The sequence below is a fragment of the Nitrospirillum karajorum genome (assembly GCF_036348415.1).
Lineage (GTDB): Bacteria > Pseudomonadota > Alphaproteobacteria > Azospirillales > Azospirillaceae > Nitrospirillum > Nitrospirillum amazonense_B.
Window position 1 is genome coordinate 1,243,582 of the sequence record NZ_JAZBQB010000001.1, and the last position, 21,762, is coordinate 1,265,343.

The window sequence follows — 21,762 nt, forward strand, 5'->3', positions numbered from 1 at the left end:
CACCCTTCGGCGCTTCCGTGGTCGTCGGGATCGCCAATCAGTCATAATGATCGGAGGAGATTGCTGTGAAACGCCGTTTGAAGGCCGAACGACGGGGATGGTTCAATCGGGTCGCCGCCCTGGCGCTGGTGGGGGCGTGGGCCGCTGGGCCCCAGGCGACGGCGGCGCCCGCGCCGTCGCATGAGGTGACGTTCGATTCCCACAGCTTCCTCATCGATGGAAAGCGCGTCTATCTCTGGTCGGGCGAATTCCATCCGTTCCGCCTGCCCAGCCCGGCCCTGTGGTCCGATGTCCTGCAAAAGATGAAGGCGGCCGGCTTCAACACGGTGTCGATCTACTTCTCCTGGGGCTATCACTCCCCGCGTGAGGGCGTTTACGACTTCACCGGCATCCGCGACATCGACCGCATGCTCGACGCGGCCCGCGATGCCGGCATGTACGTCATCGCCCGCCCCAGCCCCTACATCAATGCCGAGGTGGACAGCGGCGGCCTGCCCCTGTGGCTGACGACGAAGAAGCTGAACAATCGCAGCGCCGATCCTGAATACCTGCGCTATGCCGATGAATGGCTGACCCAGGTCGACCGCATCATCGCCCGCCATCAGCTGGTCGACGGCGGCGGCACGGTCATCGGCTATCAGGTCGAAAACGAATATTACCTGAATGGCGAGGACAACCGGACCTATATGGAGCATCTGAAGCAGAAGGCCCGGGCCGATGGCATCCAGGTACCCCTGCTGGGCAACCATGACGGCGCCTATGTCGAGGGCAAGGGCGCCATGGAGGTCAGCGGCTGGGATTTCTATCCGCAGGGCTTCGACTGCTCCAACCCCTCAGTCTGGAAGCCCGCGCCCGACATGGCGCGCAGCCGCAAGGAAGGGGAGCCCCTGTTCACCGCCGAGTTCCAGGGCGGGGCGTTCGATCCCTGGGGTGGCCCCGGCTACGCCAAATGCGCGGAGCTGATCAACGACAGCTTCGCCAACGTCTTCTACAAATCCAATATCGCGGCGGGCGCCACCGGCCAGAACTTCTACATGCTGTACGGCGGCACCTCCTGGGGTTGGCAGGCCATTCCCCAGAACTACACGTCCTACGACTATGGCGCGGCCATCACCGAGGCCCGCCAGTTCGAGGGGAAGTATTACGAAGACAAGCGCATCGGCTATTTCGTGACGACGACGGCACCCCTGTTGCGGACGGACCCCATGCCGTCGGCCTGGCTGGACGACCGCGGCCTGATCGACATCGCCCGCGTCAATCCCGAGACGGGGACGCAATTCCATCTGATCCGGCATGCGGACTCGACCTCCACCGCCCAGTCGTCGGCGCGTTTCTCCGTGACCGTGGATGGGCAAGCCATCACCCTTCCGCAGAAGGCGGGAACCACCCTGGCCATCAATGGGCGCCAGGCGAAGATGATCGTCGTGGGATATCCCTTCGGCGCCCAGCACCTGCGCTATGCCACGTCGGAGGTCATGACCGCCGCCACCATCGGCGGGCGGGACTTCCTGGTCCTGTACGGGGACCGGGGAACCGCGGGCGAGGCCAGTTTCCGCGTTCCCGCCAACGCCCAGGCCCGGGTCGTGCGCGGCGCGGTCCACAGCGAGATCAAGGACGGTCAACTGTCCTTGGACTACACCCATGACGGCTTGGCGGAGGTGGTGGTCACCGGCGGGGAGCGGCCGCTGGTCGTCCTGCTGGCGGATCGTCAGGCAACGGAACGGATTTGGCGGACTGAGACGGCCGCCGGCCCGGTGCTGATGGTGGGCTCGCATCTGCTGCGTACGGCCACGGTCACCGGCAAGACCCTGGCGCTGGTCGGTGATTCCGACACCGATAAGGACGCCATCGTCTTCGGCCCCGGCGCCACCGCCGTCACCTGGAACGGGGCGTCCATCCCGGTCACGCCGTCCGGCGCGGAAGATGGCGCCTTGGCGGTGACCCTGCCGACGCCGGCGCCCGTGGCCCTGCCGGCGCTCAAGGACTGGCAGGCGCGCGATGGCGCCCCGGAAATCGCGCCTGGCTTCGATGACCATGCCTGGCGTGTCGCGGACCTGACGACGTCCAACAGCATCACCAACCCGCTGTCCCACCCCGTGCTGCTGGCCGATGATTACGGCTTCCACACCGGCAACACCTGGTACCGGGGCCATTTCTCCGGCGCCGGTGCCGACGTGCCGCGCGGTGTGCGCCTGCGGGTGTTGAGCGGGGCCACCGGTGGCGCCTTCTCCGCCTGGCTGAACGGCCACTTCCTGGGCAGCGTGCAGCGCGGGGACGACGGCACCTTCCCCTTCCCCCAAGGCTGGATCGAAAAGGGCGACAACGTCGTCTCCGTCCTGACCGTCAACATGGGGCATGAGGAGGACTATCAGAGCCGCAACGAGAACCGGACCGGCCGGGGCATCGCCTACGCCTCGGCCTTGGGCGCCTCCGACCATGCCATTTCCTGGCGTATCCAGGGCCACGCCGGGGGCGAGGCGGCGATGGACCCGGTGCGCGGCCCCTATAATGAGGGCGGCCTGTTCGGCGAGCGTGAGGGCTGGCATCTGAAGCCTGGCGCCCTGCCACAGGGCAAGCCCGTCACCCTGCCGGCCAGCGAGCAGGCGCCGGGCGTCACCTGGTATCGCACCCATGTGGCGCTGTCCCTGCCCAAGGACCAGGACACCTCGCTGGGCGTGGAGTTCCGCGATCCGCCGGGGCGGCACTACCGGGCGCTGCTGTTCGTGAACGGCTGGCAGATGGGCCAGTACGTTTCCGATATCGGGCCGCAGCACAGCTTCCCCATCCCCAACGGCGTGCTGCTGCCCCAGGGCGACAACACCATCGACATCGCCGTCTGGAAGACGGAAGAGGGGCCGGGCGGCCTGGGTGAGGTTTCCCTGGTCAATTACGGCAGCTACAAATCCAGCATGGGGACGCCGTCCAGCCGGCGGTGACCCGGGAGTGGTGGCGGGCCTATCCGCGCCCGCCACCGCCCGACCCAAAAAGAGGATGGCCAAGAATGAGGGAGGCCATGGCCCAGGCCCCATCCGGGAAAAGCGAGAACCATGCGATCCGCCGCGTCGTCGTCGTCGGGGGCGGCAGCGCCGGATGGATCGCCGCCGCGCGTATCGCCGCCCGCAATGCCGATCCCGAAGGGGAGCCTGGGCACGACAGGGTCGCGGTGGTGCTGGTGGAGTCGCCGACGGAGCCGTCGATCGGCGTCGGTGAGGGCACCTGGCCCACCATGCGCAACACCCTGGCGAAGATCCGCCTGTCGGAGACGGATTTCATCCGCAGCGCCGACGCCGTGTTCAAGCAGGGCGCCCGGTTCGTCGGTTGGACGTGGGGGGGCGATGACGCCTATTACCATCCGCTGAATCCCCCGGTGGGGGCGGGCGAGGTGAACCTGTCGCCCCATTGGCAGGAACGGGCCGCGGCGGGGCCGGCGGGTGAGGACTTCGCCCACAGCGTCGATTTCCAAGGCGCGCTGTGCGACGCGGGCTTGGCGCCCAAGGCCATCACCCATCCCGAATACGCCGGGCTGGCCAATTACGCCTATCACCTGGACGCGGGCAAGTTCGCGACGTTGCTGCGCGACCATGCCGTCGGCCGCTTGGGCGTGCGGCATGTCGTGGGTGACGTCGTGGCCGCCGACCAGACAGCGGAGGGGGACATCCAGGCGCTGCGCCTGGCGGATGGGACGGTGATCGAGGGCGACCTGTTCGTGGATTGCACCGGCTTCAAAGGGGTGCTGATCGACCGCGTCTACGGTGTTCCGCTGAAAAGCTGCCGCCAGTATTTGTTCGCCGACAAGGCGCTGGCCCTGCAAATCCCCTATCCCGTCGAGGATGCCCCCATCGCCTGCCATACCGTGTCGACGGCCCAGACCGCCGGCTGGATTTGGGACATCGGCCTGTGGAGCCGGCGCGGAATCGGCTACGTCTATTCCAGCGCCCACACCTCTGCCGATCAGGCGGAGGCGACCTTGCGCGCCTATGCCGGCCCCGGCGCGGATGCGCTCTCCGTGCGCAGCATCAACATCAATGCCGGCCACCGTGAGACCTTCTGGATCAACAACTGTGTCGCCGTGGGACTTTCCGCCGGGTTCATCGAGCCGCTGGAGGCGTCGGCGCTGATGCTGATCGAACTGTCGATGGACACGATCGCGGACCGGCTGCCGGCCACCCGGCGGGCCATGGACCACATCGCCCGGCAGTTCAACGCCGATTTCCATCATCATTGGGCGCGGGTTATCGAGTTTCTGAAACTGCACTACGTCCTGACCCACCGGCCGGAGCCCTTCTGGCAAGACAACCTTGATCCAGCCTCGTTCCCTGATGGTCTTGGCGAACGCCTGGAGTTGTGGCGCCATCATCCGCCGTGCGCGGCGGATTTCACCCGCCATCGCGAGGTGTTTTCCTGGCCCAGCTATCAGTATGTGCTGCATGGCATGGGTTTCCCCACCCAGTATGCGGGGCATCCGACGCTGGGGCCGGAGCGCAAGGCGGCCGCGCGGCTGTTCGCGCGGGCGGCGGCCCAGCGTTCCGACGCGATGACCCGTTTGCCGCCGCACAGAAGCCTTATCCGGGCCATACGCCAACACGGACTGCAGCGCCTATGACACGGTATCGCCCTCTCGACCCCACCCGGCATCGGGCCCTCCAAATGCGCCCGACGGCGGATGCGCGCGCCCTGCGGTACGCCTGGGTCGGCTTGTCCGAAATCCCCCTCGCGGCCGCGGACTTCCCGTTGTGCTTCGCCAAGGATGGCGAGACCGGCCGCTTCACTTTGGTGGCGCTGCTCAGCCTGGACCAGCCACGGAACCTCTATTGGCGGGAGGGAGGGTGGCGGTGCACCTACCTGCCCGAAGCGGTCATGGCGGAAGGATTCCGCCTGGATGCCAGCAGCGCCCTGGGTCTGCTGATCGACGAGGCCGCCGATCGCTTCGCCGCCCCCGGGCAGTCCCTGTTCGGGACGGACGGGAGGCCAACGGCGGTGGTCGAGGCGATGCGCGCCCGGCTGCAGCGGCTGGTGGCCGACCTTAACGCCGCCCATGACATGGTCGATGGCTTCGTCCAATTGGATCTGATCAGGGCGCTGGAGGTGGTGCTGCGCTTGCCCAACGGGGCCGAGCATGAGGTGGGTGGGCTTTACACCCTGTCGCCGTCCGCCCTGGCGGACCTGCCGGACACGGTGGTGGTGGACTTGTTCCGCAAGGGCCACTTGGCGGCGGCCACGCTGATCGCGGCGTCGGTGAACCAGATGGAACGGCTGCTTCAGTTGCGCGGCGCCGACCAGGGGGACGGGGGGCGCCCGGATCTCCATATTCGCCTGCGGGATCACGTTTCCCGCCCGTAAGGCGGGTAAAAGTGGCGGGCTCGCCGCGCCGGATGCTATCCTCCGCGCCACGAGTAGGGGCGGGATGGCCCGGAATTGGGGGGCATATGCTTGGTGGCGTGGCGGCTTTGGTCCGCCCTCATGATCCGGCGGAACTGGACCGGGCCTTCCGGGAAAAGCGGCGCCTGCACCTGCGCACCGGCCAGGCGGACACCTTCGCCCGGCTGCTGCCCTGGTCGCTGATCAACGCCCAGGTCACCCTGGCGGGCCTGCACAATGGTCGCCTGCGCCTGGTCCGCTCCGGCAAGGATCTGCCCTATGAGACGGTGGTGGGCCGCAACAAGGCGGGGCAGTTGTTCCTCAAGCCCGCCGCCCTGCAGGACCAGATCAACCAGGGCCTCAGCCTGGCGTTGAACCACCTGCACCATGTCTCCCCGCGCATCGCCGCGCTGATCGCGGCGGTGGAACGGCGCTATCGCGTGCGCGGCGGTGCCAACGCCTATGTCAGCTTCCAGCGGGAGGGCGCGCTGGGGCCGCATTGGGACAACCACGACGTCATCATCCTGCAGATCTCGGGCGAGAAGCACTGGCGCTGCCACGGCTTCCGCGCCACCCACCCGCTGGTCAGCCGCAGCTACGCCACCCTGGCGGAGGCTGGGCCGGTGGAGTGGGAGGACACGCTGCGCCCCGGTGACGTGCTGTACATCCCGCGCGGCGACATCCACTGGGCCACGGTGGCGGAGGGCGGCCATTCCGCCCACCTGACCATCAACCTGGGCGGCTTGCGCGCCAAGGACCTGCTGCGGGCCCTGGCCGGGCGGCTGGAAGGCAACAACGATGCCCTGCGGGAAGAGGTCATGGCCATCGCCGAGGAGGCCGCGACGCGCCGGCAGATGGCGGCGCAGGCCGACCTGCTGCGTGGCGCCCTGGACCAGCCCGACCTGCCGGCGCTGTTCACCCAGCTGGATGCGGAGCGCGAGGCGTTCCAGCCCATGAACCTGGGCCTGGACCGGGTGCTGTCCGACGCCACGGAAATCCACCCCGCCGCGCGCGCGCCGGGACCGGCTCCGTCCAAGCTGCCGGCGGACCAGCGGCGGGTGCTGGCCCAGTTGCTGGCCACGGATGGCGCCCGCCTGGCGGCGCTGAAGCAGGACTTGGCTGACATGGAAGGAGCTGTGGTCGCTGACGCGGTCGCCGGCCTGGCCCGCGCCGGCCAGGTCTGGCTGTTGGAGGACTGAGGTCAGTTCATCTTAGGGCCCGCGCGCAGGCGGTCGCCCAGCCAGCGTTGCACCAGGTCCAGCACCTCGGGCGCGGACACCGCCGGTTCCAGTGGGCCCGGCGTGTGGGTGTCGACATGCTGAAAGCCGTGGTTCACGCCCGGTATCTCCAGCACGGTCGCATCCGGGTTGGCGCGCAGGGCCCTTTGGGCCTCCGGCATCGCCCGGTGGGTCGGGACCACGGTGTCCCGTCCGGCGTACAGGGCCAGGACGGGGGCGCGGAGCCGGGCCAGCGCCTCGTTGGGGGCGGCCTGGTACAGGGACAGGACCGCCGGGGTGTCCAGTTCCGCCACCACGGCGTCCGCCTGCGCCGGGCTCCAGCCGCCCGCGACAAAGGCGTCGGTCAACGCCTGGCGGGCTCCGCCCACCACCGATGGCGTCGCTCCGGCGATACGTGCGCCGTATAGGGCCTCAAGGGCAGCGACGATCCGGTCGTTGGCGTCACCGACGATGCCAGCCTTGGCCAGCTTCTCCCGCATGTCGTCGGTGAACAGCGTGCCCCGCTCGCCCGCCGGCCCGGCCAGCATGACCACGGCGGCGATGGCCGGGTCGCGGGCGGCGACGGCGGGCCCGACATAGGCGCCCTGGCTCAGGCCCAGAAAGGCCACCCGACCGCCGTCGATATCCGGCCGGCCGCGCAGGTAGGCCACGGCCGCTGCCGCGTCCCGCTCCATCAGCCCCAGGGTGTCGACGAACGTTCCGGTCGACTCGCCGACCCCGCGTTTGTCGTAATCCAGGGTGGCGATACCCTCTGCCAGCAGCCTGTCCTCGATCAAGGGGAAGACGCCGCGTTTACCGGGGCCGCTGCCGCTCAGCAGGACCACGACCGGGAACGGGCCATCGCCATGCCGGCCCGGCAGGCGCAACCGGCCGGCCAGCACCACGCCAGGATCGGTGGGGATGGGGACATCCTGCACCCGCTGCGCGGGACGGAAGCCGGCGAAAGCCGCCTGGATGTCGGCGTCATAGGGTACGCCGGGCTGGAACAGCACGGGGCCCAGCTGGATGTCGGCCGGCGCCCTGCCCAGATGCAGGGTCAGGAACTGCGTGCCGGCGGCAAGGTCGGCCGGCGCCGCGCCGCTGAGAGTGATGCGGCGCCAGTCCGGCGTCAGGTCGACCGTCCGGCTGGCCAGGACGGCGTAGGACGGCGCGCCACCGTTGATCATGACCGGCACCGTCTCCGCCTGGGCGGCGCGGGCCCAGAAGGTGGCGCTGACCCGGTCGCCCGCCTTCAGCGGCAAAGGGACGGCCATGCTGGCGGCGCTGGCCCAGGGTTCCCCCGTCCTGTCCTCCCGCGCGGCGGCGGTCACGGTGGTGCCGCCGGGCACCGCACCGTCCTGCACAAAGGTGACGCGCGTGCCCCAGATGGTCCAGGCGCCGACATCTTTCAACGTCGCGTTCATCGTCCTCGCGTCCGTCGTCACCGCGCTCTGGGACCGGGCGTCCAGGACCGGTGCGGCCGTCAGCAACAGCGCCAGGCAGGCGCGGGCAATTATTCGCTTCATAGCGGCGTTCTCCAGATCAGATCGGGTTGCGGGGGGGCTGGGCTGGACCTGCCAGGGGCTTATCCGCGCTAGGCTTGATCCCGGGGGACGCCGGTATCGCTTGCGGGGGCGGGGCATCATCCTTCCACGCCACCCAGAAGCGGACCGTGGTCCGCCGCCGCGTTTCGGCCCGCTTGTTCATGAGGGTCAGGGTCAGGATGCGGTTGCCGTTCTGCAGGGTGCCGCTGACCTCGCTGCCCGTGTACAGGCTGTCGGCGATGAAGGTGGCGACCCCGTCGCCGCAGACATAGCGGGCGCATTCGCCCATGGGCGCTCTGTCCTGCGAGATGCCGCAGTAGACGGCGACGATTTGGGCGGTCCCGGGCAATTCCACCAGCAGGTTCTCTTCCCCTCCCGGGCGGATGGCCGTCCGCGTCTGCGCCGCCGTCACCCGCACGCCGGGTGCGCCCAGGTCCCGCGCCATGCGGTCCCCGCCCTGGTAATCGTTCCAGGCCTGGCAGAACGGATAGTCCACGATGTTGGCGCCCCGGAAATATCCGGGGTCGGTCTGTAACCCGGCCTGCCGCCACCACGGCTCCGGTATCGAGGCCTTCATCAGGCCATAGACCAGGCTGACCGAGAGCAGGGCCGAAATCAGGGAGACCAGCAGTCGGCTCATGAGCGCGACGGGGAACGGCATCTGGGCCTCCAGCGACACATTCGCGTGCATGGCTTCTGTCTCCTCGAGTTTAATACACAATGTAGAAGAAATAAGCGCGCCACCGTGAGGTGGGGCGAAGCGGGCAGGGGGGCTTCAAGGGGCGCTGGTGCCGTCGTCGCGCCAGGCGATCCAGAAATGGCCAGTGACGCCGTCCTCGGGGCCGGCGGTACGGGTGTACATGGCCAAGGTCAGGACGCGGCCTTTGACATAGGCGCTGTCCTCGACAAACGCCGAGACACCGGCGCCGCAGCCACCGCGGGAACACTCTTCGACCGCTGCTTTCCCGGTGCCCGGCCGGCTGATGCCGCAGTAGATGGCGGTCACCTTGGCCGTCTGGGGCAGCAGCACGGCCAGATCCTGTTCAGCACCTTGGCGCACCGCGCCCCGGGTGGTGACCCTGGTGACATGGACGCCGGGGCGGTGCAGGTCACGCGCCACGCGGCTCCGCCCCTCATAGTCGGTCCAGGCCTGGCAGACGGGATAGTCGGACTGGTTGAAACGCTGGAACTGGCCGGGATAGCTGGGCAGGCCGGCCCGCATCCACCACGGGTCGGGCACCAACACAGACATCACGGCAAAGCAGGCGGTGAAGGCCAGGGTCATCGTGGCCAGCGACAGCAACAGCCGGCCCCGGTCCAGGAAGCGCAGCAGCACCAGGTTCTCCAGCCGTCGGCTGGTGATGGCCAGGATGCTGGAGGCGATGTCGCGGCGATACCGGCTGAGGGCGGCATCCGGCCCCAGCACCACCAGGGCATTGACGTAGGACTCCTCCAGATCGCCCATGCGGTCCTCCACCTCGTCGGGGGTGGCCACCAGCATCAGGCAGAGCCGGGGGAACAGGGGCAGGGCGGCCGGGGCGACGACGGCGTCGCTGTCTTGGGACGGTGTCGCCATGGTTCAGGCCCCCTTGCCCGCCAGATCCAGCCCATACTCCAACTCGTGACGGGTATTGACGGCGTGGTCCAGCGCCTGACGCCCCTCGCTGGTCAGCTTGAAAAAGCGTTTGGCCCGGCCGCCGCGCGTCGGCGTCGGCTCCCCCAGGGTGGACTCCAGCAATTCCTTGGCCGTCAGCCGGTCCAGCGTGGTGTAGACGGCGCCCAGCGTATGCTCGCGCCGGGTACGACGGCTGAGTTCGTCGCGGATGGCCACGCCATAGGCGCCGTCGCCCAGGGCCAGGATGACCATCATCACCGCCTGTTCCAGCGTGCCCAGCGTGTTCCTGCCCATCGTGCCCTACCCTGCGGCGCTATTTCTTCTACAATGTATATTCGACCGATCTGGGTGGTCAACAGGGTTGGCTGTGGCGGATCAGGTCGCGTCTCTGAGGTCAGCGCTTATCCCAAACGGAAGAATTTCAGGAGCCCGATCGAAACGCCGTGGAGTATCATTCCACCGAAGGTCATCATTGCAAGCAGGGCGATAGACTGCCCATCGGCGGGGGGCAGGCCCAGCCACTCCAGGACATGGCCACCGCTTCCTCCGCCCAGCCCCGTCGCACTCGCTAAACTCAACATCAAGAACAGGCTGGTCACGGCTGTCATAACTGCCGTGAAGATCCTCATATGCCGCACGGCGGCGGCTCCGCGCTTGGTCCAAGCCAACTCATCTTCAACGTCGGGTCCCATGATGGTCCTGGGGAATCGTGCAGCGTCGGTCGCTATCGTCCGGCGGGGGGAATTAAATGCAACCGGCGCTCTATTGGATAGATCTCAGTGTCCTTCCTTGGACGGGGCGGCTCGCCATCATGGCGCGGCCCCGGGCGGGCGATTGGCTGGAAGATGAAATCGCCGGCTGGCACGCCGAGGGCGTCGATGAAGTGATCAGCCTGCTGGAGTTGGCGGAGGTCCGGGAACTGGCGCTCATGACTGAGGAGGGGCTGTGCCAGGCCCAGGGGATGGCCTTCACCACATTTCCCATGCCCGACCGGGGTGTGCCTGACTCGCGCCGCCAGGTGGCCATGCTGGCGCGGCGTCTCTCCCGGGACCTGGCCTCCGGGCGCTCCGTGGCCGTGCATTGCCGGGCCGGTATCGGCCGGTCATCCCTGCTGGCGGCCAGTGTCCTGGCTTGCGCCGGACTGGATGTCACGGCGGCGTTCGCCCGCATCGCCCAGGCGCGCGGTGTGCCCGTGCCCGACACGGATGAGCAGCGCGCCTGGGTACGATCCTTTGCCGAGGCGCTGCCGCTTTTGGTCTGACTCAGGCTTCGTCCAGCAGATCCACGCCCAGGCTGGCCAGCGCCCGCCAGTAGCCGGGATAGGTCTTGGCGACGCAAGCGGGGTCCAGGATGGTGATGTCGCGGATCTTCAGGCCGGCCAGGGCGAAGCTCATGGCGATGCGGTGGTCGGCGTAGGTCTCGATACGGGTGGGCAGGCTCTGGCCGGCCAGGCCGGCATCGCTGGCCACCAGTAGGTCGTCCCCCTCCTCCACGCCCAAACCGGGGCGAATGCGCGACAGCTCTGTGGCCAGGGCGGCCACGCGATCGCATTCCTTCACCCGCAGGTTGGCGATGCCGGTGAAGCGCACCGGCGTGGTGTTGAAGGCCGCCAGCACCGCCAGGGTGGGGATGGCGTCCTGCATCTGCGACCCATCGATGATGGGCGGCAGGTGGGGGAACAGGCGGATGAAGTCCCAGGCGCGGGCGTCCGGCTGGGTGAAGGCGTCGGCCGGGGTGCCCAGGTCGATGGCGCCGCCGGTCAGGGCCTCCGCCGCCCACAGGTAGGTCGCGGCCGAGGCGTCGGGCTCCACCGCGAGATCGGTGGCCTGATAGCCGGTGGCGGCCACGGTCCAGACCGTGTCGCTGGGGTGGCTGACCGCCGCGCCGAAGGCCGCCATGGCGGCGGTGGTCAGGTCGACATAGCCCTTGGCGCCGATGTCGGCGCCGGTCAGCACCACGTCGGTCGGCTGGGAGCCCAAGGCCCCCATCATCAGCAGGGCGGAGACGTACTGGCTGGACAAGCCGCCGTCGATCTCCACCCGGCCACCGGCGAACCCGCCGGCACGGCCGCGCACGGTGACGGGCGGGCAGCCGGAGGGGGCGTCGATGTCGACGCCCAGGGTCTTCAGGGCCGCCACCAGCGGGGCGATGGGCCGCTTGCGCATGTGCGCGTCGCCATCCACCACCACCGTGCCGTCCACGGCGGCGGCCACCGCCGCCGTCAGGAAGCGGGTGGCGGTGCCGGCGTTGCCCAGGAACAGGGGCTGGACCGGCGCGTTCAGCCGGCCGGTGCCCTGGACGACGAAGGTGGTGTCGTCCGGCTCATCCACCGCGACGCCCATGTCGCGCAGGGCCTGGGCCATATAGCGGGTGTCGTCGCTTTTCAGGGCGCCGGTCAGCCGGCTGGTGCCGGCCGCCAGACCCGCCAGCAGCAGGGCGCGGTTGGTGATGGACTTGGACCCCGGCGGCGCCACCCGGCCCCGAAGCGGCCCTTGCGGTGGAATGATCAAAGTCGCGCCGTTGCCGTTACCCATCACCTACGTCCCCGTTATCATTGGTGCAAAAGCCGCCGGCGTGACTTTCACGCCGGCGGTAGCCCGCGACTGCGGGCGCCGGAGCGAGCACCCCTCCACGCGGGAAAAGGGGCGCGCAGCGAGGAAGCCAAGGCCGCGGATGCGGCCGCCCGGCGCTTGAGGGAGATTACCCTTGAAAAGGATCCCGCATCAGGATGGTGTCGTCGCGCTCGGGGCTGGTGGACAGCAGGGTCACCGGCGCCTCGATCAGTTCCTCGATGCGGCGGATGTACTTGATGGCCGTGGCCGGCAGGTCGGCCCAGGACCGGGCGCCATAGGTGCTCTGGGTCCAGCCTTCGAACGTCTCGTAGATGGGCTCCACCTCGGCCTGGGCGGTCTGGGCGGCCGGCAAGTGGTGGATGACCTCACCCTTGTAGCGATAGCCGGTGCAGACCTTCAGCTCCTCGATGCCGTCCAGCACGTCCAGCTTGGTCAGGGCGATGCCGTCGATGCCGCCCACCTTCACCGCCTGGCGCACCAGCACGGCGTCGAACCAGCCGCAGCGGCGCTTGCGGCCGGTGACCACGCCGAATTCCTTGCCCTTGGCGCCGATCAGTTCGCCGATGTCGTCGAACAGCTCGGTGGGGAAGGGGCCGGAGCCGACGCGGGTGGTGTAGGCCTTGGTGATGCCCAGCACATGCCCGACGGCGCCGGGGCCCATGCCGCTGCCGGCGGCGGCGTTGCCCGACACGGTGTTGGAGGAGGTCACGAAGGGATAGGTGCCGTGGTCCACGTCCAGCATGGCGCCCTGGGCGCCCTCGAACAGGATGCGCTTGCCCTGGGCGCGGGCCTCTTCCAGGCGCTGCCAGACGACGGCGCTGTAGGGCAGGATGCGCGGGGCGATCTCACGCAGCTGGGCCAGCAGCTCGGCGCGGTCGATCTCCGGCGCGTTCAGGCCGCGCAGCAAGGCGTTGTGGTGGAACAGCAGCTGGTCGACCTTGTGCTCCAACACCGCCTCGTCGGCCAGGTCGCACAGGCGGATGGCGCGGCGGGCCACCTTGTCCTCATAGGCCGGGCCGATGCCGCGGCCGGTGGTGCCGATCTTGCCGGCGCCGCGCGCCTCCTCACGGGCCTTGTCCACCGCGCTGTGCAGCGGCAGGATCAGGGTGGCGTTCTCGGCCACGATCAGGCTTTCCGGGGTGATCTGCACGCCCTGGGCGGCGATGTTCTCGATCTCGCGCAGCAGGGCCCAGGGGTCGACCACCACGCCGTTGCCGATGACCGACAGCTTGCCCGGACGCACGACGCCGGAGGGCAGCAGCGACAGCTTGTAGGTGACGCCGTTGATGACCAGCGTGTGGCCGGCGTTGTGGCCGCCCTGGAAACGGACGATGACGTCGGCGCGGCTGGACAGCCAGTCGACGATCTTGCCCTTGCCTTCGTCACCCCATTGCGAGCCGACGACCGCGACATTGGCCATGATGGTTCTCCCTCTAAACGGCGCTCAATAGCAGACGCGGGGGGCGTGCCACGCACCCCGCAGGATGTTCAAACAGGTGGACGCTCAGACCTCGACGGTCCAGCCGTCCCGCAACAGGTGGCTGCAGCCCAGGCGCTTGGCTTCCGCCGCGTCATCCGCCAACGGCTCCAACGCCGCCACCGTGTCCCAGCCCTTCTCGCGCAGGCGCTGGGCCTGGGTCGCCGGGGTGCCATGGGGCAGCAGCAGGCGCCGGGCCGGCGCCGGGCCGGGCACGGATTCGATGACCGTGTCGGTGAACAGGGTGAAGCCGGTGGCGGGTTCGCCCGCCAGGGTGCGATAGCGGCCGCCGCGCCCGATCTCACCGCGCACGCCGCGGGCGAAGACGGTGAAGCTGACCCCGGTCTGGTACTCGAACCCGCGCTGTTCCACCGGGTCGATGGTGATCTGCACATGCGGGGCGGCGCTGACGATCAGGTTCACCACCGTGGCCAGGCGCTGGCGTTCCGGCTCCGCTTCCGCCGGCAGCTCGACGGCGGCCAGGGCCTCCACGGCGGCGGGGGCGTTGCCGCAGCAGGCCATGACGCGGCCCAGCAGCTCGGCGGCGGCCCCGCCGATGGCCGCCAGGCCGGCGGCGTCGCGGTGGTCCAGGGCCTCGCGCGCGGCGCGCTGCGTGGCGTCATCCAGGTTCAGGGAGCGGAACAGCGCCGGCACCAGGGTGGGCACCGTCAGGTCCACGGTCAGGCCTTCGGCCCCCAGGTTGGTCAGGGCCTCCATGGCCAGCAGCACGATCTCGGCATCGGCCTCGGCGCGCAGGCTGCCGATCAGTTCCACGCCCACCTGGCCGAACTGGCGCTCATGGCGTAGTTGCGACCCCTTCACGCGCAGCACCTGGCCGGCATAGGACAGCCGCAGCGGGCGCGGGGCGTTGGCCAGGCGGGTCTGGGCGATGCGGGCGACCTGCAGCGTCATGTCGGCGCGCAGGCCCATCATGCGCTGGGAAACCGGGTCCATCAGGCGGAAGGTCTGGTGCGCCAGCTTGGCGCCCGGGCCGGCCAGCAGGCCCTCCTCGAACTCGATCAGCGGCGGCTTGACCCGGTCATACCCATGGCGGCCGAAATCCGCCATCAGCTGTTCCACGATGCGGGCCTCGTGCTGGGCGGCGGGCGGCAAAAGATCGCGCAAGCCGGCCGGCAGCAGGGCCTTGGCCGCAATGGCCTCGTCGGCGCTGTCAGTCATAATGCAGAAGGGTCCCGGGCGTCGAAAGGGCGACAGTGCCCGTTACGGGTCTTTAATCGCTGGCCGGCGCGCACGCAATTGTTTAAGCCCCGCGCCCGCCGGGGAGGGGGCATGTGTGATGTTTGCTTCAGGCGCCAGCGGGGCCGTACGGCCCCTTGGCTTCCTCGCATTCCGGTCCGCTGACGCTCCCCGGAATGCTGTGGCAGACGCGGTCGCGTCCTAGTCGCTACGCTCGATCGCGCCTGGGAAGGCGCGGGTCAGATGACCCGCACGTTCTTGAACTGCCAGGCGTCGTCGCGGTCCAGGTCCTCGGGGAACAGGGTTTCGCGGCCGTCCAGGGGGGACCAGTCGGTGTAGACGCCGACCACGGGCCCCAGGTAGGGCGTGGCGATTTCCATGACCCGCTCGAACGAAACCTCGTCGGCCTCGACGGGGCCCTGCGTGGGGTTCTCCAGGGCCCAGACCATGCCGCCCAGGACGGTGGCGCAGACCTGCAGGCTGGTGGCGTTGTTGTAGGGCACCAGCTCCCGCGCCTCGGCCACGGTCAATTGCGAGCCGTACCAGTAGGCGCCCTTCTCATGGCCGCACAGCAGCACGCCCAGCTCGTCGATGCCGTCGACGATCTCGGTCATCAGCAGGCGCTGCCGCTCCTGCTGCACATAGCCCTTGCCCACGAACTCGTGGATGGAGGTGATGGCGTCGTCGCAGGGGTGATAGGCGTAATGGCAGGTCGGGCGATAGGCGACGCTGCCGTCCTCGTTCCGCGCCGTGAAATAGTCGGCGATGGAAATGGCCTCGTTATGAGTCACCAGGAAACCGTGGAAGGGCCCCTCCATGGGCGTCCAGGTGCGCACCTTGGTGCTGATGCCGGGGCGGTTCAGGAAGATGGCCGCCTGGCTGCCGAAGTCATGGTGCTGGCCGTCCACGGGGAAGTGGCGCTCATGCGTGCCCCAGCCCAGTTCCGCCGGCTGGCAGCCCTCGCTGACGAAGCCATCGATTGACCAGGTGTTGACGAACTCGCCCCGCTCGCGCGGGCGGTCGGCCACCTGGGTGTCGCGCTCGGCCACGTGCACGGTCTTGATGTTCAGACGCTGGGCCAGGCGGGCCCAGCCGTCGCGCGTGGTGGGCACGGCCACGTCCAGGCCATTGTCCTGGGCGATGTTCAGCAGCGCCTGCTTCATGAAGTGCGACACCAGCCCGGGGTTGGCGCCATGGGTCAGCACGGCGGTGGGGCCGCCGGGATAGCGGGTCTTCAGCTCCAGCGCCGCCTCGCGCAGGGCGTAGTTGCTGCGCAGCGACGGCGACAGGCTGGGGTCGGTGTAGCCGCCCACCCAGGGTTCGATGCAGGTGTCGAGGTAGAAGGCGCCGGCCTCCTGGCACAGTTCCACCAGCGCCAGGGAGGAGACGTCGACCGACAGGTTCAGGACGAAGTCGCCCTTGCGCAGCAGCGGCACCAGGATGTCGCGGTGGTTGTCGCGGGTCAGGGGGCGGATCTGGAAATCCACCTGATAGTGCGCCGCCTCGTCCCGGCCGCGCGCGTCGGCGGTGATGATGGTGATGCGGTCGGCGGTGATGTCCAGGTGCCGCAGCACCAGGGGAAGCACGCCTTGGCCTATACTGCCGAAACCGATGATATAAAGTCGCCCGGGGATGGCGGCATGTTTCACGGAATGGGACATAGTTAACTCTCCGGGCTTTACCAACGGTTGACCGACCGTCTGTTGCTGTCGCGAATTCGCCGGTGTTCCTTCACGGGCACCGGCCCCTCTGTTGAATTAAGAGCGCCGTGTTTGCCTCAAGCGATGCGGCGGCGCAATATGCCGTATCGCGAATTCCGCCGAACCGGGGCGGAAACCAGGCCTGCGGTCGCCACCAGCGGGGCATCGCGGACCTCCACCAGGCGGGCCTGGTCAAAGCCGTTGAAGGCCGTGCGCAAGGCGGCGCCGTAGGCGCCCAACTGTCCGATCTCGATCCAGTCGCCCTCGCGGATGTCCGCGGGCAACAGGAAGGGACCGCGCATGTAATCGGCGCTGTCGCAGGTGGGGCCCCAGAAGCTGAACTCCTGCAGCGTCTCGGCCCCGCTCTGGCGAATCAGGCGCACGGGGAAGCGCATGCCCAGGGCGCCGGCGTCGGCCAGGCTGCCATAGGCGCCGTCATTGATGAAAAGCTCCGATCCGCGGCGGCGTTCCACCTGCACGACGACCGAGGCGCCGGTGGCGACCAGGGCGCGGCCCGGCTCGCACCACACCTGCACGGTGGGCGCCAGGTCCATGGCCACCAGGCCGTCGCGGATGGCCGCCATGTAGTCGGCCAGAGGGGGCGGGTCCATGTCCGGGTAGCGGGCGGGGAAGCCGCCGCCCACATCCACCACGTCGATGGCGACGCCGGCGGCTTTCACCACGGCGTCGGCGATGGCCAGCGCGCGGGTATAGGCCTGCGGGTCCATGCACTGGGAGCCGACATGGAAGCAGACACCCACCCGCATGGCCAGCGGCCGCGCCGCGCGCAGCAGCGCCACCGCGTCATCGAAATCGGCGCCGAACTTGGCCGACAGGTCATAGGCGGCCTGGCCCTTGGGCATGGCCAGGCGAATCACCAGGCCCAAATCCGCCGCCACCGGGTCCAGGCGGGCGTCCACGCCGTCGGCGCCGGGCACGCCCTCGGCCACCACCTCGACGATCTTGGCCAGTTCATCGGCCGAATTGAGGGAGAAGTCGCGCACAGACTGCTCGAAATAGGCGGCTCGGATGGCAGCCCGGTTCTTCACCGGGTGCATGTAGTGCACCGCCGCCGACGGATACATCTGGCGGGCCAGGCGGATCTCGGCGGGGGAAGCGCAGTCGAAGTGGCGCAGGCCACCCTCGGTCAGGGCGCGCAGCATGGTCGGGTCGGGGTTGCACTTCACCGCGTACATGACGGTGCCGCGATCACCGTCGCCCAGGGCCTGGGCCACGGCGCCGTGGAAGGCGGCGATGAAGGCGCGGGCGTTGGCGGCCACCTGGTGTGGACGCAGGCAGTGCATGGGCTCCGCCGGGGCCAGGCTGGCGACCAGGCTGTCCACGGTGGGCGCCGCCGCCTGCAGGGCGGAGGGCAGGGACTGGGCGCGCACGCGGCGCAGGGGGGAAACGGCGGAACGGAAACGATAGGCCATGGCTAAACCCCTATCCGGCGCGTCCCGTCGCTCTCGGGCGTACGGGGGCCGGCATCATTCGGCTGATCCAGGGACCGTAAGGGATCACGGCGAGGCCAAGGGCCCGGGCCGTTTCAACAGCAGCGGTCGGTGGGAAGGGGAATGATCTGGTCTAGCGCCGTGATTGCCGGGCCATCGGGTCGATCTGTCGACCTTGAGACCTCAAAGCGTCAACTGACGCATCAGGACCAGAAGGGGCTTACCGCTTCACCGCCCGTTTTATGGTGGAAAGCATGATGTTGGTTCCCTCTCAAGGCCCGGCCCAGTCACATCGGCCGGATCTGCTCAAAAAGGACGCCTAACGTCGTTGCTTAACCATCCAAGGGTACGGGATCATCGGGCGATGACCGGAACCCAGGGGCCAGGGGCACGTGCGGGTGCGTCGCGAAATTTGTATTTAGGCGATTTACGCGCCTAAGCAAACTTAAATTTTTGAAGGCCGGCCCCCCGCTCACCTCAGGGCTGGATTCGGAACTTGTTAAGACGGTCCCTTGTCAGGGAACGCCGCCGCTCTCCACCGGGGTCTTCGATTCCGGGCCTGTCTTGGTGTGGGCCATCCAGGCCAGCAGGCTGATCACGGCGATGGGGGCCAGGGCCACCCAGCGGGGGTCGCCATAGGACAGGATGGCGCTGGCGGCCAGGGCGGCGTTGGCCGCCAGGATGGCCAGGGCCACCAGGTCGTGCCGGCCCAGCCGGCGCACCGCCTGCTGGTAGAAATGCTGGCGATGGGCCTGCCACACCGGCTCCCGCCGCCATAGGCGCTTGGCCAGGGTTAGGGTGGCGTCGCTCAGGTAATAGAGTGGCAGGATCAGGGCGGGCAGCCACAGCCCGTCCCCGGCCGCGCGCAGCAGCAGCCAGCCGGACAGAAAGCCCAGGGGCACGCTGCCGACATCGCCCAGGAAGACGCGGGCGGGGTGCCAATTCCAGGCGATGAAGCCCAGGGCCACGCCGGCCAGGGCCAGGGCGTAGGAACTCATGAAGCCCATCAGGCCGGCGGCGAAATAGGCGGCTGCCAGGCCCAGGCCCAGGCAAAGCGTCTCCACCGCGCTGATGCCGTCGATGCCGTCCATGAAATTGAACAGGTTGACGAACCACACCCAGGCCAGACCAGCCACCAGCCGGTCCAGCCAGTGCGGCAGCCAGCCCTGGAACACCAGGGACTCCGACGGCAGGGCGGACAGGCCGACGGCCACCGCCAGAACCTGGGCCAGCAGGCGCCAGCCGGGCGGGACGCCGCCCAAATCGTCGGCCCAGGAAATGACGGCCAGGGCCAGGGCGGCGGCGATGGTGGGCCACAGCGTGTCCATATCCCCCGCCATCAGGCCGGTCACCGCCCAGGCGCCCAGCAGCGCCGGCACGACACCCAGTCCGCCGCCGCGTGGCGTGGGCAGGCTGTGGCTGGAGCGTTCATTGGGCCGGTCCATGACCTGGCGGCGCTTCAGCCACCAGGTGGCACCCCCCGTCAGGCCAAGCGCCAGCAGGAAGGGCAGGAACAGGCAAAGGAAGGGGGTCAGGATGGACATGGGGCCCTGTTGTAAGCAACTCGGGGTGGCTTCACAAGGCAGCCCTTGCTTAAGACGGTGCGTCACGGCGCCTTGCGCCACACCGAATAGGCCACGGTGCCGTCGCCCGAGGCGCTGGCCGGCACGCCATAGCTCAGCAGCCCGCCCTCATAGGTGTAGTCCCGCACCTGGCGCTTACCCTCCCAATTGGGGAAGCTGGCCGCCTGCACGTCGAACACCAGCTGGTGATGCGCCCGGTCGATCTGGACGGTGCCGAAGTGGGTGCTGGAGCCCAGGACGGCCTGCCGGTACTCCTCCGCCGTGCCCTGGGCCTTCACTCCGCTGGCGAAGGCGGGCCGGCCCACCCGGAAAATCTGCATGTTGTAGCGCCCGGCCGAATCGACGGTCAGCAGGCCCAGCGGGTGTTCGCCATAGTTGGTCGTGCGGCTGCCGTCGGCATGGATCTCATACGCCGCGTCCATCACCCAGGTGCCCTCCAGCGTGGTCAGGTCGGCGGCCCGGGCGGCGGGGGACGTGCCCAGGGCCGCCAGCACAGCCAGGGCGGACAGTCTCTTGTCGAAACGCATGGTCGCTTCCTCTTATGTAACCAGTTTATCCGGTTTCAGAGAGGTGATGGTTGCCCTGATCCATGAAACCTGTCAATACGGTTACATGCGACACGACGACCATTCCCATGTCTTCCCGTTGGCGGAGGAACGCGACGGCTTCCGTTTCCGGGGTGGCTGCCCGGCCATCGATCTGCCGGCCACCTTGCAGGCGCGGCTGAAGCCCGCGCCGCGCGAACTGCTGGCGACGCCGGAGGACGTGCGGCGCTGGATGGCGGCGGCCGGCCTGACCGATACGGCACCGCCGGCGGATGAGGGGGATTTGGCGCTGGCGCGGCGCCTGCGCGAGGCTATTTACGATCTGGCCGTCCATCGGCATGGCGGCAGCGGCCCGCCCGGTGGCAGCCTCGATTCGGCGTTGGATGTGGTGAACCAGGTGGCCGCCCTGCCGGCGGCGATACCCGCTCTGTCCCAGTCCGGGAGTGTGCGCCTCTCCGGCCCGATGACGGCCTTCATCGCCACGGTGGCGCGCGACGCGGTGCATCTGTTCGGCAGCGGGGCGCCCATCCGGCAATGCCAGTCACCCGCCTGCACCCTGTTCTTCGTCGACACGTCCCGCGCCGGCGACCGCCGCTGGTGCTCCATGAAAGGCTGCGGCACCAAGGCCAAGGTGGCGGAGTTCCGCCGACGCAAGCGCGAGGGAGTGTGAGCGTTAGGTCAAGAGTTCTTGATCGACCCGGAACACGCCCTTGATCATTTTCGGATTCCGGACGGCAATTTGGATATGGGTTTTGTCGCTGAAGCCTGAGCCTGGATAGGCTTGTTCGCCTTCAACGAACACGCCTTTCACGGTGTCGAAGGGAGGGAAATCATCGCCTTGGGCGGCGAGGATGTGGGCGGCTTCAATGACGGCGCAATCCAGTCGCCTAAAACGGACGCTGTTGGTTGGGAGGGGTGAGCCCAGCACATCCAGGCCTATGCTCAACGTTCTGTAGGCGGTCTTCAAGACGTCCACGCCGGCTTCAGTGGTTAAGTCCAAGCAGTGCCCCAAGTCGATGACCGCTCCGACAACGGCAGGATGCTTCTTGGACTTCTTCCGTTTCAGCGCTTCTTTGGCGAATGCGAGGCCGCGCTTGGGATTAGCTTCCCAAAAGTAGATACCGTGACCCAGCCAATCGTAGTCATTCTCGGATTGTTTGAAAGGCGCGCCCGCCAATAGGGCCTTAGCCACTGCCTGGGAGCAGCCGTGATAGCCCAGCACAAATCCGTAGCTAAGCTTATGCACTTACGATTTGTAGGGCTCTGAAAGCTTTCCGTCCTTATCCACAATCCCGGCCCGTTGCAGGAAATCGAGAGCTTGTCGACGAGCAGCTTCTGGGTTCTTGGAATAGGAGGGTGCCGCTCGGTCTAGCGCCTGCAAAAAGCCCATGTCTCCCAGTCTAAGAGGGGCCTGCGCGTAGAGGGCTGTAGCGGGTTTTGGCATGGTCTTTATCATCTAAGGTCGTAAAGAACTCAGTCAATATCGTCCCGGATAAATGATG

At 68.3% G+C, this 21,762-nt stretch carries 19 protein-coding genes; 6 read left to right on the forward strand and 13 right to left on the reverse strand.

Translation table 11 applies throughout. From position 1 onward, the window contains the following. Positions 1-65 precede the first annotated feature (65 nt). The 4 genes from UCD39_RS05465 to UCD39_RS05480 all read left to right on the forward strand — a co-directional run bounded on the left by UCD39_RS05465 (position 66) and on the right by UCD39_RS05480 (position 6,557). Entirely contained in the window at positions 66-2,936 is a 2,871-nt protein-coding gene (locus tag UCD39_RS05465) for a beta-galactosidase (RefSeq protein WP_330495046.1), read from the forward strand. Positions 2,937-3,001: 65 nt separating this feature from the next. Further along, positions 3,002-4,603, forward strand: coding sequence for a tryptophan halogenase family protein (locus UCD39_RS05470; protein WP_330495047.1), 1,602 nt, complete (start codon positions 3,002-3,004; stop codon positions 4,601-4,603). Then, on the forward strand, positions 4,600-5,340 hold the full coding sequence (locus UCD39_RS05475) for a SapC family protein (protein WP_330495048.1): 741 nt from the start codon (positions 4,600-4,602) through the stop codon (positions 5,338-5,340). The genes UCD39_RS05470 and UCD39_RS05475 overlap by 4 nt, the downstream gene beginning before the upstream one ends. A 98-nt stretch (positions 5,341-5,438) precedes the next feature. Beyond that, positions 5,439-6,557, forward strand: coding sequence for a JmjC domain-containing protein (locus UCD39_RS05480; RefSeq protein WP_330495049.1), 1,119 nt, complete (start codon positions 5,439-5,441; stop codon positions 6,555-6,557). Positions 6,558-6,559: 2 nt separating this feature from the next. Here UCD39_RS05480 and UCD39_RS05485 read toward each other — a convergent pair whose 3' ends face one another. From UCD39_RS05485 to UCD39_RS05505, 5 genes are all read right to left on the reverse strand, one after another. Beyond that, positions 6,560-8,101, reverse strand: coding sequence for an alpha/beta hydrolase family protein (locus tag UCD39_RS05485; protein WP_330495050.1), 1,542 nt, complete (start codon positions 8,099-8,101; stop codon positions 6,560-6,562). Between the two features lie 16 nt (positions 8,102-8,117). After that, the gene (locus UCD39_RS05490; RefSeq protein ID WP_330495051.1) at positions 8,118-8,810 is read right to left on the reverse strand and encodes a hypothetical protein; all 693 of its coding nucleotides are present in this window, start codon (positions 8,808-8,810) and stop codon (positions 8,118-8,120) included. Positions 8,811-8,894: 84 nt separating this feature from the next. Further along, entirely contained in the window at positions 8,895-9,695 is an 801-nt protein-coding gene (locus tag UCD39_RS05495) for a hypothetical protein (RefSeq protein WP_330495052.1), read from the reverse strand. Between the two features lie 3 nt (positions 9,696-9,698). After that, positions 9,699-10,028: a PadR family transcriptional regulator gene (locus UCD39_RS05500; RefSeq protein WP_330495053.1), complete on the reverse strand. Its 330-nt coding sequence runs from the start codon at positions 10,026-10,028 to the stop codon at positions 9,699-9,701. A 107-nt stretch (positions 10,029-10,135) separates the two neighbouring features. Then, positions 10,136-10,426: a hypothetical protein gene (locus UCD39_RS05505; RefSeq protein WP_330495054.1), complete on the reverse strand. Its 291-nt coding sequence runs from the start codon at positions 10,424-10,426 to the stop codon at positions 10,136-10,138. 56 nt (positions 10,427-10,482) lie between these two features. Between UCD39_RS05505 and UCD39_RS05510 the strand changes: the two genes are divergently transcribed. Further along, on the forward strand, positions 10,483-10,995 hold the full coding sequence (locus UCD39_RS05510; protein ID WP_442943571.1) for a phosphatase domain-containing putative toxin: 513 nt from the start codon (positions 10,483-10,485) through the stop codon (positions 10,993-10,995). 1 nt (position 10,996) lies between these two features. Here UCD39_RS05510 and UCD39_RS05515 read toward each other — a convergent pair whose 3' ends face one another. The 7 genes from UCD39_RS05515 to UCD39_RS05545 all read right to left on the reverse strand — a co-directional run bounded on the left by UCD39_RS05515 (position 10,997) and on the right by UCD39_RS05545 (position 20,242). After that, on the reverse strand, positions 10,997-12,268 hold the full coding sequence (locus UCD39_RS05515) for a 3-phosphoshikimate 1-carboxyvinyltransferase (RefSeq protein WP_330495056.1): 1,272 nt from the start codon (positions 12,266-12,268) through the stop codon (positions 10,997-10,999). A gap of 166 nt (positions 12,269-12,434) precedes the next feature. After that, positions 12,435-13,727 (reverse strand): adenylosuccinate synthase, encoded by a 1,293-nt coding sequence (locus UCD39_RS05520; protein ID WP_330495057.1) that lies wholly within the window; start codon positions 13,725-13,727, stop codon positions 12,435-12,437. A gap of 84 nt (positions 13,728-13,811) precedes the next feature. Further along, the gene (locus UCD39_RS05525; RefSeq protein WP_330495058.1) at positions 13,812-14,963 is read right to left on the reverse strand and encodes an ATP phosphoribosyltransferase regulatory subunit; all 1,152 of its coding nucleotides are present in this window, start codon (positions 14,961-14,963) and stop codon (positions 13,812-13,814) included. Between the two features lie 257 nt (positions 14,964-15,220). Next, positions 15,221-16,642, reverse strand: a complete 1,422-nt coding sequence (locus UCD39_RS05530; protein ID WP_330495059.1) for a homospermidine synthase — start codon at positions 16,640-16,642, stop codon at positions 15,221-15,223. A 116-nt stretch (positions 16,643-16,758) separates the two neighbouring features. Beyond that, positions 16,759-18,114, reverse strand: coding sequence for a type III PLP-dependent enzyme (locus tag UCD39_RS05535; protein WP_330495060.1), 1,356 nt, complete (start codon positions 18,112-18,114; stop codon positions 16,759-16,761). A gap of 533 nt (positions 18,115-18,647) precedes the next feature. Continuing rightward, on the reverse strand, positions 18,648-19,676 hold the full coding sequence (locus UCD39_RS05540; protein ID WP_330495062.1) for an MraY family glycosyltransferase: 1,029 nt from the start codon (positions 19,674-19,676) through the stop codon (positions 18,648-18,650). A gap of 62 nt (positions 19,677-19,738) precedes the next feature. Beyond that, positions 19,739-20,242, reverse strand: coding sequence for a lipocalin-like domain-containing protein (locus UCD39_RS05545; RefSeq protein WP_330495063.1), 504 nt, complete (start codon positions 20,240-20,242; stop codon positions 19,739-19,741). Positions 20,243-20,327: 85 nt separating this feature from the next. Between UCD39_RS05545 and UCD39_RS05550 the strand changes: the two genes are divergently transcribed. After that, positions 20,328-20,930 carry a CGNR zinc finger domain-containing protein gene (locus UCD39_RS05550; RefSeq protein ID WP_330495064.1) on the forward strand — a complete coding sequence of 201 codons (603 nt, stop codon included), beginning with the start codon at positions 20,328-20,330 and terminating at the stop codon, positions 20,928-20,930. A 3-nt stretch (positions 20,931-20,933) separates the two neighbouring features. Here the strand turns inward: UCD39_RS05550 and UCD39_RS05555 are convergent, their stop codons facing one another. Then, positions 20,934-21,506, reverse strand: coding sequence for a hypothetical protein (locus tag UCD39_RS05555; RefSeq protein ID WP_330495065.1), 573 nt, complete (start codon positions 21,504-21,506; stop codon positions 20,934-20,936). Positions 21,507-21,762: the final 256 nt, after the last annotated feature.